The organism is Roseateles oligotrophus (genome assembly GCF_014204525.1).
Lineage (GTDB): Bacteria > Pseudomonadota > Gammaproteobacteria > Burkholderiales > Burkholderiaceae_C > Paucibacter_A > Paucibacter_A oligotrophus_A.
In genome coordinates this window covers 118,241-137,557 of the sequence record NZ_JACHLP010000003.1, presented here as the reverse complement: position 1 = coordinate 137,557, position 19,317 = coordinate 118,241, and the positions used below count along the sequence as shown (strand labels likewise).

21 protein-coding genes are annotated in these 19,317 nt (G+C 62.4%); 20 read left to right on the top strand and 1 reads right to left on the bottom strand.

What is annotated here, in order from left to right:
* Positions 1-46 precede the first annotated feature (46 nt).
* Positions 47-1,474, bottom strand: a complete 1,428-nt coding sequence (locus HNP55_RS08245) for a PLP-dependent aminotransferase family protein (protein WP_184298116.1) — start codon at positions 1,472-1,474, stop codon at positions 47-49.
* 96 nt (positions 1,475-1,570) lie between these two features.
* On the opposite strand from HNP55_RS08245, the gene HNP55_RS08240 reads away from it, so the two are divergent.
* From HNP55_RS08240 to HNP55_RS08145, 20 genes are all read left to right on the top strand, one after another.
* Positions 1,571-2,185: a LysE family translocator gene (locus HNP55_RS08240; protein ID WP_184298114.1), complete on the top strand. Its 615-nt coding sequence runs from the start codon at positions 1,571-1,573 to the stop codon at positions 2,183-2,185.
* Positions 2,186-2,254: 69 nt separating this feature from the next.
* Positions 2,255-3,475, top strand: coding sequence for a PLP-dependent aminotransferase family protein (locus tag HNP55_RS08235; RefSeq protein WP_184298112.1), 1,221 nt, complete (start codon positions 2,255-2,257; stop codon positions 3,473-3,475).
* A gap of 2 nt (positions 3,476-3,477) precedes the next feature.
* On the top strand, positions 3,478-4,326 hold the full coding sequence (locus HNP55_RS08230; protein WP_221439529.1) for a PhzF family phenazine biosynthesis protein: 849 nt from the start codon (positions 3,478-3,480) through the stop codon (positions 4,324-4,326).
* Between the two features lie 28 nt (positions 4,327-4,354).
* Positions 4,355-5,086 carry an alanyl-tRNA editing protein gene (locus tag HNP55_RS08225; RefSeq protein ID WP_184298108.1) on the top strand — a complete coding sequence of 244 codons (732 nt, stop codon included), beginning with the start codon at positions 4,355-4,357 and terminating at the stop codon, positions 5,084-5,086.
* A gap of 176 nt (positions 5,087-5,262) precedes the next feature.
* Entirely contained in the window at positions 5,263-5,754 is a 492-nt protein-coding gene (locus tag HNP55_RS08220; protein ID WP_184298106.1) for a GNAT family N-acetyltransferase, read from the top strand.
* 76 nt (positions 5,755-5,830) lie between these two features.
* Entirely contained in the window at positions 5,831-6,763 is a 933-nt protein-coding gene (locus tag HNP55_RS08215; RefSeq protein WP_184298104.1) for an SMP-30/gluconolactonase/LRE family protein, read from the top strand.
* 141 nt (positions 6,764-6,904) lie between these two features.
* Positions 6,905-7,528 carry an ATP synthase subunit I gene (locus HNP55_RS08210; RefSeq protein WP_184298102.1) on the top strand — a complete coding sequence of 208 codons (624 nt, stop codon included), beginning with the start codon at positions 6,905-6,907 and terminating at the stop codon, positions 7,526-7,528.
* A 2-nt stretch (positions 7,529-7,530) separates the two neighbouring features.
* A complete protein-coding gene (gene atpB / locus HNP55_RS08205) occupies positions 7,531-8,421 on the top strand; it encodes a F0F1 ATP synthase subunit A (protein WP_184298100.1) in 891 nt (296 codons plus the stop codon).
* Between the two features lie 109 nt (positions 8,422-8,530).
* Positions 8,531-8,776 (top strand): F0F1 ATP synthase subunit C, encoded by a 246-nt coding sequence (gene atpE / locus HNP55_RS08200; RefSeq protein ID WP_058721792.1) that lies wholly within the window; start codon positions 8,531-8,533, stop codon positions 8,774-8,776.
* 38 nt (positions 8,777-8,814) lie between these two features.
* Complete coding sequence (locus HNP55_RS08195; protein WP_124452833.1) at positions 8,815-9,285, top strand: F0F1 ATP synthase subunit B; 471 nt, start codon at positions 8,815-8,817, stop codon at positions 9,283-9,285.
* 2 nt (positions 9,286-9,287) lie between these two features.
* The gene (locus tag HNP55_RS08190; protein WP_184298098.1) at positions 9,288-9,821 is read left to right on the top strand and encodes a F0F1 ATP synthase subunit delta; all 534 of its coding nucleotides are present in this window, start codon (positions 9,288-9,290) and stop codon (positions 9,819-9,821) included.
* Between the two features lie 103 nt (positions 9,822-9,924).
* Positions 9,925-11,478, top strand: coding sequence for a F0F1 ATP synthase subunit alpha (gene atpA / locus HNP55_RS08185; protein WP_124452829.1), 1,554 nt, complete (start codon positions 9,925-9,927; stop codon positions 11,476-11,478).
* Positions 11,479-11,533: 55 nt separating this feature from the next.
* A complete protein-coding gene (gene atpG / locus HNP55_RS08180) occupies positions 11,534-12,406 on the top strand; it encodes a F0F1 ATP synthase subunit gamma (RefSeq protein WP_184298096.1) in 873 nt (290 codons plus the stop codon).
* 40 nt (positions 12,407-12,446) lie between these two features.
* Positions 12,447-13,871: a F0F1 ATP synthase subunit beta gene (gene atpD / locus HNP55_RS08175; RefSeq protein WP_184298822.1), complete on the top strand. Its 1,425-nt coding sequence runs from the start codon at positions 12,447-12,449 to the stop codon at positions 13,869-13,871.
* Positions 13,872-13,940: 69 nt separating this feature from the next.
* Positions 13,941-14,354, top strand: coding sequence for a F0F1 ATP synthase subunit epsilon (locus HNP55_RS08170; protein ID WP_184298094.1), 414 nt, complete (start codon positions 13,941-13,943; stop codon positions 14,352-14,354).
* A 273-nt stretch (positions 14,355-14,627) separates the two neighbouring features.
* Positions 14,628-15,113, top strand: coding sequence for a DUF3015 family protein (locus HNP55_RS08165; RefSeq protein ID WP_184298092.1), 486 nt, complete (start codon positions 14,628-14,630; stop codon positions 15,111-15,113).
* Between the two features lie 47 nt (positions 15,114-15,160).
* On the top strand, positions 15,161-17,083 hold the full coding sequence (locus HNP55_RS08160) for a DUF4105 domain-containing protein (RefSeq protein ID WP_184298090.1): 1,923 nt from the start codon (positions 15,161-15,163) through the stop codon (positions 17,081-17,083).
* A gap of 384 nt (positions 17,084-17,467) precedes the next feature.
* Entirely contained in the window at positions 17,468-18,148 is a 681-nt protein-coding gene (locus HNP55_RS08155) for a CsgG/HfaB family protein (RefSeq protein WP_221439512.1), read from the top strand.
* A 22-nt stretch (positions 18,149-18,170) separates the two neighbouring features.
* A complete protein-coding gene (locus HNP55_RS08150; protein WP_184298087.1) occupies positions 18,171-18,539 on the top strand; it encodes a DUF4810 domain-containing protein in 369 nt (122 codons plus the stop codon).
* A gap of 18 nt (positions 18,540-18,557) precedes the next feature.
* Complete coding sequence (locus HNP55_RS08145; RefSeq protein ID WP_184298085.1) at positions 18,558-19,241, top strand: DUF799 domain-containing protein; 684 nt, start codon at positions 18,558-18,560, stop codon at positions 19,239-19,241.
* Positions 19,242-19,317: the final 76 nt, after the last annotated feature.

Sequence of the window (19,317 nt, the reverse complement as noted above, 5' to 3'; positions counted from 1 at the left end):
GTGTTTGGGATCGGAGGGCGTGCATCATGCCTCAGCAAAAGCTTTGTCAATTGTTCTTGCGCAGCTTTTCCAGCAATCGCCAGAAATGCGCGTCTTGCGAGGTGGCGTAGTTGATGCGCATCAGCGTGCCGGGCCGGCGCGTCGGGCTGAACAGGGCGCCCGGCGCGATCAGCCAGTCTTCCATCATCAGGCGCTGGGCCAGTGTTTCGGTGTCCAGCCCCGTGTCTATCCAACCGAACAGGCCGGTGGGCGGGGTGAGGGCGCGGCAGCCCGCGCTTTCGGCCAGGCGCATGCTGCGCTGGCGGGCGGCGTCCAGCCGGGCCAGCACCCGCTCGGCGTGCCGCCGCAACTGGCCTTTTTCCAGGCAATGGGCGACGGCGCGCTCCAGCATGGGGCTGGTGGTGAGGGTGCTGATCAGCTTGAGCTGGGTCAGCGGGGCGATCTTGTCGGCGCTGGCCGCCACATAGCCGACCCGCCAGGCGGGCGTGAGTATCTTGGAAAAGCCCGAGACGTAGATGGTGCGCCGCAGCCCGTCCAGGGCCGAGAGCCGCGGCGCGTGGTTGGGGGCCAGAAAGGCGTAGGTGTCGTCCTCGACGATCAGCAGGTCGGCGGCTTCGGCCAGCTTGAGCAGCTGATGGGCATTGGCCAGCGAGAGGCTGTTGCCCGTGGGGTTGTGCAGCACCGAGACGGTGACATACATCTTGGGCCGGTGCTGGGCGATCAGCTGGGCCATCACCGCCAGGTCCGGCCCCTCGGCGCCGCGCGGCACCGGCAGCAGGCGCATGCCGGCCTGGCTCAGGCGGGCGAATTCGATGGCCCAGCCGGGGTCGTCCACCAGCACCGCATCGCCGGGCTGCAGCAGGCTGCGGGTGATCAGGTCCAGCGCATGGGTGGCGCCCACGGTGGTGACCAATTGGCCGGGCTCGGCCGCGATGCCCAGGTCGCTCATGCGCTGAGCCAGGGCCTGGCGCAGGCGGGCATCGCCGGCGGGCTCGCCGTAGTGCAGGGCCAGCTGATCCTGGGCATTGCCTTGGGTCAGCACCTGGCGCATGGCGGTCTGGATCATGGGCAGGTCCAGCCATTCGCCGGGCAGGGTGCCCAGGCCGGGCGCACGCTTGGCGTCGGCCTGGAACATGCCGCGTATCAGGGCGCTGGCATCGACCGGCTCGCCCACATTGGGGCTCAGATCGGGTTTGCCGCTTGGGCGCTTGAGCGCCGCGCTATTGCCGGCAGGCTCGCGCACAAAAAAGCCGCGCTGCTTGCGAGCTTCCAGCAGGCCATGGGCCAGCAGTTGGTCATAGGCCGCCACCACCGTGTAGGGGCTGATGCCGTGCTGGCGGGCGCATTCGCGCACCGAGGGCAGACGGGCGCCGGGCAGGATCAGGCGCTGCTGGATCTGCTCGGCATAGCGTGCCGCCAGCTGTTGGGCCAGCGAAAGCCGGGCGCTGCGGGGCAGGGCTGTGTTGGTGTTCATGCCGATACAGAGGCGGTGCTTGTTCGTAAAAGTGTACTGGTTCTGTATTGCTTGGCAACCTAGACTTTGCCTCAACAGAAATCATCAGGACGCCCGATGGAGATGCACACGCTGATTGCCGCAGTGGCTTTTGCCACGGTGACCTCGGTCACGCCCGGCCCCAACAATATGATGCTGCTGGCCTCGGGCGTGAACTACGGTTTCCGCGCCACCGTGCCGCATATGCTGGGCATCAGCGCCGGTTTCCTGCTGCTTCTGCTGGCCGCCGGTCTGGGCCTGGGGGCCTTGCTGCAGCGCTGGCCCGAGTTGCATCTGGGCCTGAAGATCTTGGGCGCCGACTATATGGTCTGGCTGGCCTGGAAGCTGTGGCGGGCCGATGCCGCGCCCGACCCGCAGAGCGCGGCGCCGGCCAAGGCCGCCAGCGGCCCGCTGGGCTTCTGGGGCGCGGCCGCCTTCCAGTGGGTCAACCCCAAGGCCTGGATGATGGCGCTGGGCGCGATTGCCGGCTTTGTCGGCCCGCAAGGCGCTTGGAGCGCCCTGTGGCTGCTGGCCCTGGTTTGTGCGGCGGTCAATCTGCCCTGTGTCAGCATCTGGGCCTATGCCGGTGCCCGGCTGAGCCGCTGGCTGGCCCGGCCGGATCGCCGCAAGGCTTTCAACACGGTGATGGCCTTGGCCCTGCTGCTCACCATTTGGCCTATGTTGCAGACCTGAGAGGCCCCACAATCAGGCACACTTTTCAAAATCCTCACGCCCTTTTGCATAAAAACGGAGACAAGCTCGATGTTGTCCAAGAACCCCAGCGCCTTCCACCTCGCCCGCCGCGCTGCGCGCATGAATCCTTCCATCATTCGGGAGATCCTCAAGGTCACCGAGAAGCCCGGCATCTTGTCGATGGCCGGCGGCCTGCCCTCCAGCGACACCTTCCCGGTGGCCGAGCTGAAGGCGGCCTGCGATCGGGTGCTGACGCAGAATCCGCGCGAGGCCTTGCAGTACGCGGCCAGCGAGGGCTTCGCGCCGCTGCGCGAATGGGTGGCGGCGCGTTCGGCCGCGCTGGGCATGACGGTGTCGCCCGATCAGGTTTTGATCACCAGCGGCTCGCAGCAAGGCCTGGACCTGGTCGGCAAGATTCTGTGTGACGCCGGTGCGCCGGTGGCGGTGGAGACGCCCACTTATCTGGGCGCGCTGCAGGCCTTCACGCCTTACGAGCCCATCTTCGCCAGCCTGGAGAGCGATGAGCAAGGCGTTTCGCCCGCTGCCCTGGCCCGCCTGCCGCACGATGCGCCGGGCACCCGCTTCGCCTATCTGCTGCCCAATTACCAGAACCCCACCGGCCGGGTGATGAGCGCCGGCCGCCGAGAGGAGGCGGTGGCCGCGGCCCGCGCTGCCGGCGTGCCCATCGTGGAAGACAACCCCTACGGCGATCTGTGGTTCGACGAGCCGCCCCTGCCCTCGCTCAGCAGCCTGTGGCCCGAAGGTTCCATCTATCTGGGCTCCTTCTCCAAGGTGCTGACGCCCGGCTTCCGCCTCGGCTACATGATTGCCCCGCCCGAGCTCTACCCCAAGCTCTTGCAAGCCAAGCAGGCGGCCGATCTGCACACGCCGGGCTTCAACCAGCGCGTGGTCTACGAGGTGGTGCGCGAGGGCTTCCTCGACCAGCATGTGCCGCGCATCCGCGCCCTCTACAAGGCCAACCGTGATGCCATGGCCGAGGCCATCAAACAGCATCTGCCGGCCGGTTGCGAATGGCAGATGCCCAAGGGCGGCATGTTCTTCTGGATCCGCCTGCCGGCCGGGCTGGATGCGATGGCCCTGCTGCCCAAGGCGGTGGACGCCGGCATCGCCTTTGTGCCCGGCGCGGCCTTTTACGCAGCTTCGCCCGATCCGCGTGCATTGCGCCTGTCTTTTGTGACGCTGACGCCTTCGCAGATCGGCGAAGGCGTGGCGATTCTGGGGCGTGTTTTGCGTGAGGCCATGGACGGGTCGGCCGAACACGCGCCATGAGTTTGCAATCCCGCCGTTTTGCCCAGGTGGATGTGTTCACGGCCATGGCCTTGCGGGGCAATCCGCTGGCCGTGGTCATCGACGCCGAGGGCCTGAGCGATGCCGCCATGGCGGCCTTCGCGCGCTGGACCAATCTGAGCGAGACCACCTTCATCCTGCCGCCCAGCGATGCGGCCGCCGATTACCGGGTGCGCATCTTCACCCCCGGTGGCGAGCTGCCTTTTGCCGGTCACCCGACCCTGGGCACGGCGCATTGCTGGCTGGCCAGCGGAGGCCTGCCCAAGAACAAGAGCATGCTGGTGCAGGAATGTGGCATCGGCCTGGTGCGCATCAAGCGCACGGCCGATCGCAACAAGGAGCGCCTGGCTTTTGCCGCGCCGCCGCTGCGCCGCTCCGGCCCGGTGGCGCCCGAGCTGTACGCCCAGGTGCTGCGCTCCCTGCGTTTGCAGGCGGAAGACGTGCTGGACGTGCAGTGGGTGGACAACGGCCCCGAATGGATGGCCGCGCGCCTGAAAAGTGCCGAGGCCGTGCTGGCCCTGCGGCCCGACTTCCAGGCCATGGCCGGCCTCAAGCTGGGTGTGGTGGGCGCTTATCCGGCGGGTTCGCCGCAGCAGTTCGAGGTGCGCGCCTTTGTGCCCGGCCTGGGTGTGCCCGAGGACGCCGTCACCGGCAGCCTCAATGCCGGCCTGGCCCTGTGGTTGCAGGGTGCAGGTTTGGCGCCCGACCGTTATGTGGCGGCGCAAGGCGCGGCCCTGGCGCGGGCGGGTCGCATCCATGTGCAGCGCGAGGGTGAGGAGGTCTGGATCGGTGGCGATGTGACGCCGCTGATCGAAGGCCAGGTGCGTTTGTAGTTAGCTCCCCAGCGAATCAAGGGTGGCCATGAGCGAAGAGCTGTTTCGAGAAGACGCGCAAATGCGCGAATGCCTGGCCCGCCTGCTTCGCGTCGATGAACAGGGCCTGCTGCTGGACCGCACGGTTTTTTACCCGCAGGGCGGCGGCCAGGCCGGCGATGCGGGCGATCTCCTTCTGCCCGATGGCGCGGTGCTGAAGATCGCCGATACCCGCAAGGGTCTGGCGGCGGGCGAGGTCCTGCATCTGCCCCTGCCGGGTCAGGAGGCCTTGCTGGCGCTGCTGTCCCCGGGCCAGGCGCTAACGGCTCGCCTCGACTGGGCGCGCCGCTACGCCCATATGCGCTTCCACACGGCCACGCATCTGCTGTGCGCCCTGGTGCCGCATCCGGTCGATGGTTGTTCCATCACGGCCCAGTACGCGCGCTTGGACTTCCATATGAACGAGCCGCTGGACAAGGAGGCGCTGACGGCCGGCCTGGCCCGCTTGATTGCCGAGGCGCATCCGGTGAGTCAGCGTTGGATCAGCGATGCCGAACTGGACGCCAATCCTGGCCTGGTGCGCAGCATGAGCGTGCAGCCGCCGCGCGGCACGGGCCGGGTGCGCTTGCTGGAGGTGGCGGGCGTGGACCTGCAGCCTTGCGGGGGCACGCATGTGAGCAACACCGCCGAAATCGGTTCAGTCGTGGTGACGAAGATTGAGAAGAAAAGTGCGATGACCCGCAGGGTCATCCTGGGCTTTGCCCAGGCAGGCGAAGCCTGAAGCACTTTTCTTCGGGGAGCACTCATATCCGCGCAGCGGATGTGGGTGATCACCAGAATGTGCCCGCCATGACCCGCAGGGTCATCCTGGGCTTTGCCCAGGCAGCCGAAGCCTGACAGCACTGTTTTCGGGGAGGTCTGGGTACACTGCGCCTGCAGTCCCTGCATCCAAGCACCATGACCCCACCCGAGATCGCCATCGTCACCCCCAGCACGCCCGAGGAATGGGGCTTGGTGCGCGAGATGCTGTGCGACTACCAGGCCAGCCTGTCCGTGCATCTGGGTTTCCAGGACTTTGAGCAGGAGTTGCTCGATCTGCCCGGCCAATACGCCGAACCCTCGGGCGGTTTTTTGCTGGCGCTGGTGGATGGGGCGGTCGCGGGCTGCGGAGGCTTCCGCAATCTGCCCGAGGTCGATTACCCCAATGCCTGCGAGATGAAGCGCCTGTATGTGCGTCCGGCCTTCCGCCGCTTCGGCCTCGGCCGCGTGCTGGCCCAGGGCTTGTTGGATGCCGCCACGCAGGCGGGTTATTCGTCCATGCTGCTGGACACCCTGGACGATATGGAGGCCGCCCGCGGCCTCTACGAAAGCCTGGGCTTTGAGGCGGTGCCGCCTTACTACTTCAACCCGATTGCCGGCGCGCATTATCTGAAGGTCGAACTGGCCTGACGGGGTGCGCCTGAGTTTCAGGCGGTTACCAGCTTAGGATGGCGCTTCTCTGCCTTCCCTTGCCCTTTGCCTGTCCATGAGCTCATCTTTTGCTGACACCTTGTTCCAGATTGATCTGGCCGGCCCCGCGCCCGCCATCCTGGGGGAGTCGCCGCTGTGGCATGAGCAGGAGCAGGTGCTGTATTACGTGGACATCGCGGCCCGCCAGGTTTTGCGCCTGCATCCGGCCAGCGGGGAGCTGCGGCACTGGCAACTGGACAGCGAGCCGGGTTGCATCGCCCTGATTGCGGCCGAGCAGGGCGGCGGCTTGCTTGTCGCCCAGCGCAACGGCCTGTGGCGCCTCGACACCGTATCCGGCGCGCACACCCAACTCGCGGCCGCGCCCTTTGATTCGGCCCGCCAGCGCTTCAACGACGGCAAGCCCGACGCGCAGGGGCGCTTCTGGGTCGGCAGCATCGACGACGCGCGCCAGCCACACGCTGGGCTATACCGTTATGTAGCCGGTGAGTTTGCAAGCCTGGCCGGCGGCATCGTGACTTCCAACGGCCTGGCCTGGAGCCCGGACCAAAGCCGTTTGTACTGGTCGGACACCAAGGCCCACGAGATTTATGAGCTGGACTTTGATGCGCGGACAGGCAGCCTGGGTGAGCGCCGGGTTTTTGCCAGCTTCCCCCAGCGTGCGCCCGGGCAGGCCTTGGCCGATTACGGCGGCCGGCCCGACGGTGCGGCGGTGGATGTGCAGGGCTGCTACTGGGTGGCCATGTTCGAGGGCCAGCGCCTGCTGCGGCTTTCACCCGAGGGTCAGGTCTTGCGCGAGCTGCGCCTGCCGGTGGCCTGCCCGACCATGCCCAGCTTTGGCGACAGCGATCTGCGCACCCTCTACATCACCACGGCGCGCGAGAAGCGGCCCGCCGAGGAGTTGGCCGCCCAGCCCTGGGCCGGTTGCGTGCTCAAGGTCCGCGTCGATGTGCCGGGCCTGGCCCCGCAGCGGGTGCGGCTCAAGGCCTGAGTTGCCGTTTTTTGCGGCGGCTACGCCGCCAATCTGTGCGCCCGCCGATGCCGCCACGGCTCGGCGAGAGCAGGGCCTGTCCTAAAGCTGCGGGTTTCCACATATAATCTTTGGGTTTTGCCGCCGGGCGTTCCAAAAGTCATGGGTGAACACACAAGCAATGCGCGGCCGCTGCCCGAACAGGATGCAGTGGCCGGGGAGGTCCCGGAAGCAAGGCAAGAGTCCGCGCCTGGGTCTGTACTTGTGCGGCGAAATCCGGCTGTAAGCCAGGGTGTGCAGAATCATGCGTCCGCCCAGGCTTGGGATGATGATGAGGTTGAAGACGAGGCTTTCAAGCCCCTGACGCGAGAACAAGCGCAGGTCTTGCGGGCCAAGCATCCGCCGCTGTCGCCGTGGCGGGTGGTCATCGCGCAAGCGGTGGTGGGGGGGGTGATGGCCCTGCTCTGGTTTTTGTTGACCGGGCAAGGCAGCAAAGGGTGGTCGGCACTTGCGGGCGCGGCCGCCGTGGTTTTGCCCAATGCCATGATGGCCTGGGGCATGACCGGGCTCTCCAGAGCGGTTCCTGGCGCCGAGGTGCTGGGATTCATGTTCTGGGAGTTGATCAAGATTATGTCGAGCGTTGCAATGCTTGCAGCGATCGTGAGATGGATGCCTGATCTGAGTTGGCCGGCCCTGCTGGTGGCTTTGATCGGGTGCTTGAAAGTTAATTGGTTGGCCCTGCTTTGGCAGGGTCGCTTGAAACAAAAACAGCGGGACGGTAACTGACAATGGCAGCCGAAGGACACGCACCGAACGCGGGCGAATATATCCAGCACCATCTGCAGCATATGCAGATGAATTTCTCTGGCGAAGCAGTCAAGCAGACCAGCATTGTTGACTTCAGCCTGTTCAATCTGGACTCGCTGATCTACTCGGTGATCCTGGGTGTGCTGGGCTGCTTCATCTTGTGGCGTGCCGCCCGCAAGGCCACCTCGGGTGTGCCGGGCCGCTTCCAGGCCGCGGTGGAAATCCTGTCCGAAATGGTCGAGAACCAGGCCAAGGGCGTGATCCACAACGCCAAGAGCCGCAAGCTCATCTCGCCGCTGGCGCTGACCGTGTTTGTCTGGATCTTCCTGATGAACTTCATGGACATGCTGCCGGTGGACCTGCTCCCCAGCGCCTGGACCCATGTCTACGCTTCCATGGGCCATGATGCACACCACGCTTATATGCGTGTCGTGCCCACGGCCGATTTGTCGACCACCCTGGGCCTGTCGACCAGCGTCTTGATCATGTGCTTCTTCTACAGCATCAAGATCAAGGGCATCGGCGGCTGGACGCATGAGTTGCTGGCCGCGCCCTTCGGCGACAAGTGGTTCCTCTACCCGGTCAACTTCTTGATGCAGATGATCGAGTTTGCCGCCAAGACCGTGTCTCACGGCATGCGGTTGTTCGGCAATATGTTCGCTGGCGAGCTGGTGTTCATGTTGATCGCGCTGATGGGTGGCGTCTGGGCCTGGGAGTTGAACCCCCTGTCGGGTGGCTTCTGGCTGGGCGTCGGCCATCTGGTGGCGGGCACGGTGTGGACCCTGTTCCACATCCTGATCATCACCTTGCAGGCCTTCATCTTCATGATGTTGACCTTGATCTACACCGGCCAAGCTCACGATTCGCACTAAGCAAGCGCTTGGTACGAAGGGCTTGATCGAAAAGCTGATCAAAATCCTTTCTCGCTAGTTTTACCTTTCTTTTTTCCCTTTCTTTCTTAAATCCATTCAGGAGCAAATCATGGAAAACATCCTCGGTCTCGTCGCGCTGGCTTGCGGTCTCATCGTTGGTCTGGGCGCTCTGGGCGCTTCGATCGGTATCGCACTGATGGGCGGCAAGTTCCTGGAATCTTCGGCTCGCCAGCCTGAGCTGATGAACGAACTGCAAACCAAGATGTTCATCTTGGCTGGTCTGATCGACGCGGCCTTCCTGATCGGCGTTGCTATCGCTCTGCTGTTCGCTTTCGCCAAGCCCTTCGCCATCTAATTGAACGGCCAACCTTTCACGGTTGAAAGGATCGTGCTGTGAATATCAACGCAACTCTGTTCCTGCAAGCGATCGTTTTCGCGATCCTTGTCTGGTTCACCATGCGCTACATCTGGCCTCCGATCACGAAGGCATTGGATGAGCGTGCGCAAAAGATCGCCGATGGCTTGGCTGCGGCCGACAAGGCCAAGAGCGAGTTGGCCACCGCCAACAAGCGCGTTGACGAGCAATTGAGCCAAGCGCGCACCGAGACGACCAAGCAATTGGCCGACGCCGAAAAGCGCGGCCTGGCCATCGTCGAAGACGCGAAGAAGCGTGCAGAAGAAGAAGGCGCCAAGATCGTCGCTGCTGCCAAGGCCGAGGCCGAGCAGCAGACCGTGCGTGCCCGTGAAGCCCTGCGTGAGCAAGTGGCTGCGCTGGCCGTCAAGGGTGCCGAGCAGATTCTGCAGCGTGAGGTCAATGCCAGCGTGCATGCCGAATTGCTGGGCCGTCTGAAGACGGAGCTGTAATCATGGCTGAGCTCGCAACCATTGCCCGCCCCTACGCTGAAGCGCTTTTCCAAGTCGCCCAGAAGCATGATGTGCAAGCCTGGGGTCGCCAGCTCGACGTGCTGGCTCAGGTGGCGCAAGACGCCGACCTGCGCCAGTTCGCTGACAGCCCCAAATCCACGCCCGAGCAGGTGCTGGCCGTCTTGACGGCCGCTGCCAAGCAAAACCTGAGCGCGGAGTTGCAGAACTTCGTGCAGACGGTGATTGCCAATGGCCGCCTCACGGCGCTGCCGGCTGTGGTCGAACAATTCCATGTTCTGGCCAATGCCGCAGCGGGCGTGGCTGATGCGCACATCTTCAGTGCCTATGCGATCGAGCCAGCGCAGCTGGCCGAGGTGCTGGCATCGCTGGAGAAGCGTTTCGGTCGCAAGCTCTTGCCCCAAGTCACGCTGGAGCCGTCGCTGATCGGTGGTATCCGTGTGGTGGTTGGCGATGAGGTGCTGGACACCTCGGTCAAGCACCGCCTGGAACGCATGAAAGTGGCGCTCACCGCTTAATGGCGCTTGACGCGCATTGGCGGCAAACGCATGACGACACCTAACCGTTCATCCCTGTGCCCGGCTCTGGAAACAGACGCTAGTCCAGGTGGGAGCCATAGCAATGAATTTGAATCCTGCTGAAATTTCCGAACTGATCAAGAGCCGTATTGAGGGTCTTGGCGCTTCGACCGACGTCCGTAACCAGGGCACGGTCGTGTCCGTTTCCGATGGCATCTGCCGCATCCATGGTCTGTCCGACGTGATGCAAGGCGAAATGCTGGAGTTCCCCGCCGGCGCCGATGGTCAGCCGACCTACGGTCTGGCCCTGAACCTCGAGCGCGACTCCGTGGGTTCCGTGATTCTGGGTGCTTACGAGCACATCTCCGAAGGCGACACCGTCAAGTGCACGGGCCGCATTCTGGAAGTGCCGGTCGGTCCCGAACTGGTTGGCCGCGTGGTCAACGCCCTGGGTCACCCCATCGACGGCAAGGGCCCGATCAACGCCAAGATGACGGACGTGATCGAAAAGGTCGCTCCCGGCGTGATCGCCCGTAAGTCCGTGGACCAGCCGATGCAGACCGGCCTGAAGTCCATCGACTCCATGGTGCCCGTCGGCCGTGGCCAGCGCGAGCTGATCATCGGCGACCGCCAGACCGGCAAGACGGCCGTCGCCATCGACGCCATCATCAGCCAGAAGGGTCAGAACATGACCTGCATCTACGTTGCGATCGGCCAGAAGGCTTCGTCGATCAAGAACGTGGTGCGCGCGCTGGAAGCCAATGGCGCGATGGAATACACCATCGTCGTGGCCGCCTCGGCCTCTGAATCCGCTGCCATGCAGTACGTCTCGGCCTACTCGGGCTGCACGATGGGCGAGTACTTCCGCGACCGCGGTCAAGACGCGCTGATCGTTTATGACGATCTGTCCAAGCAAGCCGTGGCCTACCGCCAGGTCTCGCTGCTGCTGCGCCGTCCTCCGGGCCGTGAAGCCTATCCTGGCGACGTGTTCTATCTGCACAGCCGTCTGCTGGAGCGTGCCGCTCGCGTGAACGCCGACTATGTCGAAGCTTTCACCAAGGGCGAAGTGAAGGGCAAGACCGGTTCGCTGACCGCGCTGCCCATCATTGAAACGCAAGCCGGCGACGTGTCCGCCTTCGTGCCGACCAATGTGATCTCGATCACCGACGGTCAGATCTTCCTGGAAACCAGCCTGTTCAACGCCGGTATCCGCCCCGCCATCAACGCCGGTATCTCGGTGTCGCGCGTCGGTGGTGCTGCCCAGACCAAGCTGATCAAGTCCCTGTCCGGCGGTATCCGTACCGACCTGGCCCAGTACCGTGAACTGGCTGCCTTCGCGCAGTTCGCTTCCGATCTGGACGAGTCCACCCGCAAGCAGCTGGACCGTGGTGCTCGCGTGACCGAGCTGCTCAAGCAAGCTCAGTACTCGCCGCTGCCGATCAGCCTGATGGGCGCGACCTTGTACGCGGTCAACAAGGGCTTTATGGACAGCCTGGACGTGAAGAAGGTTCTGGCTTTCGAGCACGGCCTGCACCAGTTCCTGAAAACCAGCCATGCCGCCCTGCTGGCCAAGCTGGAAGCCGACAAGGCCATGGACAAGGACGCCGAAGCCGAGCTGAACGCCGCGATCACGACCTTCAAAAAGTCCTTCGCTTAATGAACCATGACCGGGCTGTGATGCAAAGAGCAGCCCGGACCTAACAGGAGAAATCATGGCATCAAGCAAAGAAATTCGCGGCAAGATCAAGTCGGTCGAGAACACCAAGAAGATCACCAAGGCCATGGAAATGGTCGCTGCCTCCAAGATGCGCAAGGCGCAGGAGCGCATGCGCGCGGCCCGTCCCTACAGCGAGAAGATCGGCAATATCGCCGCCAATCTCGCCCAGGCCAATCCCGAGTACCAGCACGCCTTCCTCGTCAAGAACGAAGGTGCCAAGGCGGTCGGTTTTGTGGTGGTGACGACCGACAAGGGTCTGTGCGGTGGTTTGAATACCAATCTCTTGCGCGCTGCGACGACCAAGTTGAAGGACTTGGAAGCCGTCGGTCAAAAGGCCGAGGTCGTTGCCATCGGCAACAAGGGCCTGGGCTTCATGAACCGCGTGGGCGCCAAGGTGGTGGCTCATGTCACCCAGATGGGTGATCAGCCGCATATCGAGAAGATCATCGGCCCGGTCAAGGTGCTGCTGGACGCGTATGCCGAAGGCAAGCTGTCCGCCGTCTACCTCTGCTACACCAAATTCATCAACACGATGAAGCAGGAACCGGTGGTTCAGCAGCTCTTGCCGCTGAGCACCGAAGGCATGAAGACGGGCGCCGGCGAGCACTCGTGGGATTACATCTATGAGCCCGACGCTCAGACCGTGATCGACGAGCTGCTGCTGCGCTACACCGAGGCGCTGGTCTACCAGGCCGTGGCAGAGAACATGGCGTCCGAGCAATCGGCACGCATGGTGGCGATGAAGGCCGCGACCGACAACGCCGGCACCTTGATTGGTGAGCTCAAGCTGGTCTACAACAAGACCCGCCAGGCCGCCATCACCAAGGAACTGTCTGAGATCGTCAGCGGCGCAGCAGCCGTGGGCTGATGCTGCACCTCATACGCAACGAATACTGATTGTTTAAGGAATCGATATGTCGAACACTCAAACCAACGCCGTTGGCAAGATCGTTCAGTGCATTGGCGCGGTGGTGGACGTGGAGTTCCCCCGCAACCAGATGCCCAAGGTCTATGACGCGCTGAAGATGCAAGGCTCTACGCTGACGCTGGAAGTCCAGCAGCAGCTGGGCGACGGCGTGGTGCGTACCATTGCGCTGGGCTCGTCTGACGGCCTGCGCCGCGGCACCGAAGTCTTCAACACCGGCGAAAACATCCAGGTCCCGGTAGGCCCAGCCACCCTGGGTCGCATCATGGACGTGCTGGGCTCGCCCATCGACGAACGCGGCCCCGTGGCACAGACGCAAATCGCGTCCATCCACCGCGCGGCCCCGGCCTACGACGAGCTGAGCCCCTCGCAAGAGCTGCTGGAAACCGGCATCAAGGTGATCGACCTGATCTGCCCCTTCGCCAAGGGCGGCAAGGTGGGTCTGTTCGGTGGCGCCGGCGTGGGCAAGACCGTCAACATGATGGAACTCATCAACAACATCGCCAAGGCCCACAGCGGTCTGTCGGTGTTTGCGGGTGTGGGCGAGCGTACCCGTGAGGGCAACGACTTCTATCACGAGATGGCCGATTCGGGCGTCGTGAACCTCGAGAAGCTCGAAGACTCCAAGGTTGCCATGGTCTACGGCCAGATGAACGAGCCTCCGGGCAACCGTCTGCGCGTGGCCCTGACCGGCCTGACCATCGCCGAGTCCTTCCGTGACGAAGGCAAGGACGTGCTGTTCTTCGTGGACAACATCTACCGCTACACCCTGGCCGGTACCGAAGTGTCCGCCCTGCTGGGCCGTATGCCTTCCGCCGTGGGCTACCAGCCCACGCTGGCCGAGGAAATGGGTCGTCTGCAAGAGCGCATCACCTCGACCAAGGTTGGTTCTATCACCTCCATCCAGGCCGTTTACGTCCCTGCGGATGACTTGACCGACCCCTCGCCTGCCACGACCTTCGCCCACTTGGACTCCACCGTCGTGTTGTCGCGTGACATCGCTTCGCTGGGTATCTACCCCGCCGTGGACCCGCTGGACTCGACCTCGCGTCAGCTGGACCCGAACGTGGTCGGCGAAGAGCACTACCTGACCGCCCGTGGCGTGCAGCAAGTGCTGCAGCGCTACAAGGAACTGCGCGACATCATCGCGATTCTGGGTATGGACGAGCTGTCTCCCGAAGACAAGCTGGCCGTGTCCCGCGCTCGCAAGATCCAGCGTTTCCTGTCGCAGCCTTTCCACGTGGCCGAAGTCTTCACCGGCTCGCCCGGCAAGTACGTGCCCCTGAAGGAAACCATCCGCGGCTTCAAGATGATTGTGGCCGGCGAATGCGACCACCTGCCCGAGCAGGCCTTCTACATGGTTGGCACCATCGACGAAGCGTTCGAAAAAGCCAAGAAGCTGGCCTAAGGCTTTGCGGGGCAGCCTTCACCGGGCTGTCCCCAAAGACGAGTCTTTTGAACGCTAAGGAAGATTGATATGGCAACTATCCATGTGGATGTGGTCTCCGCCGAAGAGCAGATCTTCTCCGGCGAGGCCAAGTTTGTTGCGCTGCCGGGCGAAAGCGGCGAGCTGGGCATCCTGCCCAAGCACACGCCCTTCATCACCCGCATCAAGCCGGGTGCGGTGCGCATCGAGAAGGCCGATGGCGGCGAAGAATTTGTCTTCGTGGCCGGCGGCATTCTGGAAGTGCAACCCGGCACCGTGACCGTGCTGGCCGACACCGCCATCCGCGGCAAGGATCTGGACGAAGCCAAGGCAAGCGAAGCCAAGAAGCTGGCCGAAGAAGCGATGAAGAACGCCAAGTCCGACATCGACTTCGCCGCCGCTCAAAGCGAATTCGCCGTCATGGCCGCGCAGATCGCCGCCTTGCAGAAGTTTCGTAAAAAGTAACTAATTACTTTTGCGGTTCCAGGCCCCGCCTTGATTGAAAAAAACGCCCGTTTGACCCAGGTCAGACGGGCGTTTTCCATTTGAAACTCCGGTAAAGATGGACACCCGTGGTGTCGTGTGAACGCGACTAACGTTAAATTCGGACGGTATGTCGGGCGGCGAGATTGTGAGCCAACAGGATAATCGGCCTTCCTTGGGGAGGAGGTATCTTCAAGGAAATCCTACTCAATTGCTCGGCCTGGTCGAGTTCACATTTCACCTTCAGAAGATTCCATGAACAAAAAAGCTATTCTGGTTGCCGCTTTGGCCGTTACTGGTTTTGCCGGCTCTGTGCAAGCTCGTGAATTTGCCGATATTTACACCGAGTGCGGCTTGGGCGCGATGATCGCGCCGAACAACGCCGTTGTTGCAGCCATCACCAACGTCACCTGGGACTTGGGCACCACCGCCATTTCGTCCAATGTCTCCTCTGCCGACACCTGCAAGGGGGGGCAAAAGAAGGTGGCGTCTTTGCTTCTGAATTCTTATGCTCAGTTGGAAACCGACCTGGCCAAAGGCGAAGGTCAACACCTCGCTGCTCTGAGCGATGCCGCCGGCTGCACGGCCCAAGCCGGCACGCAATTCCAAGTGGCGCTGCGGCAAGATTTCGCCGCCCTGGTTGCTAAGTCAGGCTATGCCGAATCGGGCCGCATGGACAAGGCTGCCGCTTTGTACACGGTGGTGGAAGCCCAGGCACGCGCCGCCAGCTGCACCATCTAATCTGAGCACCAATCTAGCGGCCCGTCTGCTTCAGGCAGGCGGGCCGCTTGCTTATTGAAACACAAAAAATGCGCTCGGCGATGTCCTCAGTTCGCGCCCTTGCAGGCGTCTGTCTGGCTCTGTGTTTGGGCCTCAGCCAGTCGGCGCGGGCCGGCGGCGAGCCGGCGCTTGCGCAACAGCCTGTGCCACCGCTTGGAATCCAGCAAGCCCAGGCGCTGGCAGCCCTGCCAGGCTGGCAAAGACTGCTCCATATCCCCAAGACGGGACGGGTGAGCGAGGTGTTGGATGCCGATTTTTTTCTGGCCGCCAATGGGCATGAAGATGCAACGGCGGAACTACTGGCCACGCTGGCTGCTTTGCAGCTTGCACCTTCGCACGACCAAGATATCGCTCGTCATGCCCGTTGCAGATTTCCGGCCCGGCAACTGTGGTTGGGCCGACAGCTGGGTGTGGCGGCCTGGGATCGGGTGGACGCGCGCTGCCTCAATATTTCTCGCTGGATGGATTTGGAGCGCTTGCGCTCGGCCTCGGTCAGTCTGGTGAGCGGCTACTTTGGCAACCCGGCCTCCAGCTTCGGCCACGCCTTGTTGCGCTTTGACACCGGCGGGACACAAGCCTCTGGCGGTTTGAATGATGTGAGCATCAACTTTGGTGCCATGGTGCCCGAGCATGAGGCCATGCCGCGTTACATTGTGATGGGCATGTTGGGAGGCTATCAGGCGGGCTTCTCGGACAAGGAGTTTTTTGAGCACGACAGGGTCTACGCGCGCACCGAAAATCGCGACATGTGGCGCTACGAATTGGCGCTGGACGATTGGCAGCTGCGCCTGCTCGCCCTGCATGTGTGGGAGATTGCGGGGCGCAAATTCACCTACTACTTTCTAAGTGAGAACTGCGCCTGGCGTCTGGCCGAGTTGCTGGAGTTGGTGCTGCCAGTCTCACTTCGCCAGGGTGCCAGCGAAGCTTGGTACATCCCGGTTGAATTGTTTCACCGCCTGGAAGCGGCACGCGAGCAAGGCCTGGCGGCGGTTCGTCAGGTCAGCTTCGAGCCTTCGGCCCAGCGCCTGCTCGTGAACCATGTGGCGCAGCTCAGGGGTCAGGAGCTGGCCAGTTTTGAGCGCATCCTGGCGGCTCCCGAGGCTGCGCCCGAACTTGCGCTGCAGGGCTTGACTTCAACACAAAGCCAGCGGGTTATTGAAGTCGCCCTGGACTGGATCAATTGGAAAAATCCCTTGGGTGAAACGGCCAAGCGGCGCGACCACGCGATCGAAACTCTGAAGCAAAACTTGCTGCACACGCGGCTGCGCCTGGCCCCGGGTGCGGCCAGCTTGCAGCCCGTGCAGGCGCTCATATCACCCGCCCTGGGCACACGACCCCAGCGTTGGGCGGTGGGTCTGCAGGGGCAGCAGGGGCAGTTTGACCCGAGCTTGCGTTGGACCGGCGTGGCATTTGATATGAACGGCTTTCATCGCATGTCCGATGGAGAACTGCGCATAGCCGATGTGCGCTTGGCTCGCGGCCCTGAGCAGCACATCCGATTGGAGGGGCTGACGTTTATTTCGGTGCGCAAACTGAACTTGGCCGGTGCCCAGTTGCCGGGTGAATTTGACTATGCTTGGCAGCTCAACGTTGGTGCCGAGCGTGAGGACTTTGCTGCGCCTTTGCGTGCGCAGGCATCGGCGGGCTTGGGTAAGGCCTGGCACAGCCCGCGCGGCGGCTGGGTCGCTTATGGCTTTGTCGATCTTGAGGCGCGTGGCCAGCCTGCCAGCCTGGCCCTGGTGCCCGACGTGGGCCTGCTGTGGGCGCAGGGCGACTGGCGGGCACAAGCACGCTGGCGCTACCGTGGACAGGGGCAACGCAGTGCTCAGCTTGAGCTGAAGCGGCGAGTCTCAACTGCCATGGTGTTGGGCCTGTCCTTGCGGCAGACGCGTACCCAGGAACTTGCCTTGACTGCTGAATTCTTTCGTTGAGGTGTCGCTGTGAACGCCGGTAGGGAGCCGCGCTTGTTCGCTGATGGAGTCTGGGCTTGGTCGGGCCGCCGGTGGGATGCATAGGCGGCCAAGGCAGATCAAATCCACGGTAACCGGGGGCGCTACTCCGACCGGCTGGCCCATGGGTGCTACTGCTTCGAGCCAAGCTCGGTGGTGGTGGCGCGGTGCAATGCCCAGACCCTGCATAATCGCGTCCAGCTCTGGAGCAGTTTGGGTTGCCGTCGGGTCGGGGTAATTTTTACACTGCCGCCATTGTGCGGTCCGTGACTTCCGGCCATTGATTCGTCTTGAATTTGTGTAAGCTAATGTTTTTTCGGTTGACAATTGCGTCAATTGGAATGAATCCACCCCTAGGAAAAAATGATGCCTTTGTCGAAAAATTCCCTGTTCTTGCTGCTCGGCACGGCTGCAGCGTTGCTGAGCGGCTGTGCTACGACTGAGCAGTCTCGCAGTATCGAAGTGAGCAAGGTGGCGACAGCAGCCGCGCCATATCAGGGGGTGCGTGCGCCTATCGTCGTGGGGAAGTTTGATAATCGTTCAAATTTCATGCGCGGTATTTTTTCGGATGGGCTGGACCAACTCGGCACACAGTCAAAAACCATCTTGATTTCGCATCTGCAGCAGTCGCAGCGCTTCAATGTGATGGATCGTGAAAATCTCGCGGAGGCGCAGCAAGAGGCGCAGTACAAGTCGGTGACCCAGAATATCAAAGGTGCTGACTATCTGGTCACCGGTGCGGTCAGCGAGTTTGGCCGCAAGGATGTCGGTGACAAGCAATTGTTTGGTATTCTGGGCCGAGGCAAGTCGCAAATTGCCTACGCCAAGGTGACCCTGAATATTGTCAATAGTGCAACTTCGGAGGTCGTCTATTCGGTGCAAGGTGCCGGCGAATACAGCCTTTCCGAGCGCGAAGTGGTGGGTTTCGGGAGCACCGCCAGCTATGACGGCACTTTGAACGGAAAGGTGCTGGATCTGGCCATCCGCGAGGCAGTCAACAGCCTCGTCAGCGGGATGGATTCAGGCGCCTGGCGCGTTCAGAAGTAAAACAAAGAAAGACTGCATCGAAATGAAAACAGTCGTTTATAAATGGGTGGTCTTGAGTCTGGCCCTCGGGTTGGGAGGCTGTGCGACGGCACCAAAGCCTCTTTATCAGTGGAGTAACTATCAAGGGCCGGTTTATCAATATTTCAAAGATAACGGGGCCAGCGCCGCAGAACAAATATCGCTGCTTGAGGCGCAGTTGCAGAAGAACAAGGCCATGGGTGAGCTGTCACCGCCGGGCCTGCATGCGCATCTGGCGTTGCTGTACAGCAAGTTGGGTAATGACGGTGCTGCACGTGAGAACCTGCTTGCGGAGCGCAATTTGTTTCCTGAGAGCGCCCCCTATATTGACTTCTTGCTGAAGAACGCCAATCGGCCCAAGTCAGACTCCTAAGCCAGTTGGATTCCACTCATGATCTCTAAAGTTCTTACTCAACCATTCCGTTCTCTGGGTACGGCGGCAGTTGTCTTGATCACGAGCGCTTTGGTCGGCTGTGCGACGCCACCGCCGCCGCATGACTACACTGCCTATCGCGCCAGCAAACCGGCTTCCATTTTGGTCTTGCCGCCCTTGAATCAAACGCCGGATGTCGATGCAACCTATGGCGTGCTGGCTCAGATGACCTTACCACTGGCGGAGTCAGGCTATTACGTGCTGCCCGTTTCTTTGGTGGACGAAACGCTGCGTCAAAATGGCATGACAAGCCCCGCCGACGTGCATCAAATTCGCACCGCGAAATTGAACGAAATTTTCGGAGCCGATGCTGGTCTGTATCTGTCGGTCAAAAGATATGGCTCGGTCTATACCGTGCTGAGCAGTGACACGGTGGTTGAAGTTCAGGCTCGATTGGTGGATCTTCGCAGCGGCGTGGAGTTGTGGACGGGCTCCGCATCGGCCTCCAGCGCGGAACAAAGCGGGGGCAACCAAGGGGGGCTTGTGGGTATGTTGGTCAAGGCAGTGATTGATCAAATTGTGGCCAGCACGACGGACCGCAGCTTCCAGATTGCCGGCATCACGGGCCAGCGACTGCTGACCGCCGGGCGGCCTAACGGCCTGCTTTACGGGCCACGCTCGCCGAATTACGGAAAGCCCTAAACTCGGGGCCTGTCACCGATGCCCATCGCCGAGTCTTGCTCGGCGGTGGGCTTTTCCGTTTCTGTTCGCTCGCTAT

Coding starts and splice junctions, on each gene's coding strand:
- HNP55_RS08145 (WP_184298085.1), top strand. CDS start 18,558: ATGATCTCTAAAGTTCTTACTCAACCATTCCGTTCTCTGGGTACGGCG.
- atpG (WP_184298096.1), top strand. CDS start 11,534: ATGGCATCAAGCAAAGAAATTCGCGGCAAGATCAAGTCGGTCGAGAAC.
- HNP55_RS08220 (WP_184298106.1), top strand. CDS start 5,263: ATGACCCCACCCGAGATCGCCATCGTCACCCCCAGCACGCCCGAGGAA.
- HNP55_RS08245 (WP_184298116.1), bottom strand. CDS start 1,474: ATGAACACCAACACAGCCCTGCCCCGCAGCGCCCGGCTTTCGCTGGCC.
- HNP55_RS08150 (WP_184298087.1), top strand. CDS start 18,171: ATGAAAACAGTCGTTTATAAATGGGTGGTCTTGAGTCTGGCCCTCGGG.
- HNP55_RS08225 (WP_184298108.1), top strand. CDS start 4,355: ATGAGCGAAGAGCTGTTTCGAGAAGACGCGCAAATGCGCGAATGCCTG.
- HNP55_RS08155 (WP_221439512.1), top strand. CDS start 17,468: ATGCCTTTGTCGAAAAATTCCCTGTTCTTGCTGCTCGGCACGGCTGCA.
- HNP55_RS08165 (WP_184298092.1), top strand. CDS start 14,628: ATGAACAAAAAAGCTATTCTGGTTGCCGCTTTGGCCGTTACTGGTTTT.
- HNP55_RS08215 (WP_184298104.1), top strand. CDS start 5,831: ATGAGCTCATCTTTTGCTGACACCTTGTTCCAGATTGATCTGGCCGGC.
- HNP55_RS08210 (WP_184298102.1), top strand. CDS start 6,905: ATGGGTGAACACACAAGCAATGCGCGGCCGCTGCCCGAACAGGATGCA.
- HNP55_RS08240 (WP_184298114.1), top strand. CDS start 1,571: ATGGAGATGCACACGCTGATTGCCGCAGTGGCTTTTGCCACGGTGACC.
- atpA (WP_124452829.1), top strand. CDS start 9,925: ATGAATTTGAATCCTGCTGAAATTTCCGAACTGATCAAGAGCCGTATT.
- HNP55_RS08190 (WP_184298098.1), top strand. CDS start 9,288: ATGGCTGAGCTCGCAACCATTGCCCGCCCCTACGCTGAAGCGCTTTTC.
- HNP55_RS08235 (WP_184298112.1), top strand. CDS start 2,255: ATGTTGTCCAAGAACCCCAGCGCCTTCCACCTCGCCCGCCGCGCTGCG.
- atpE (WP_058721792.1), top strand. CDS start 8,531: ATGGAAAACATCCTCGGTCTCGTCGCGCTGGCTTGCGGTCTCATCGTT.
- HNP55_RS08170 (WP_184298094.1), top strand. CDS start 13,941: ATGGCAACTATCCATGTGGATGTGGTCTCCGCCGAAGAGCAGATCTTC.
- atpB (WP_184298100.1), top strand. CDS start 7,531: ATGGCAGCCGAAGGACACGCACCGAACGCGGGCGAATATATCCAGCAC.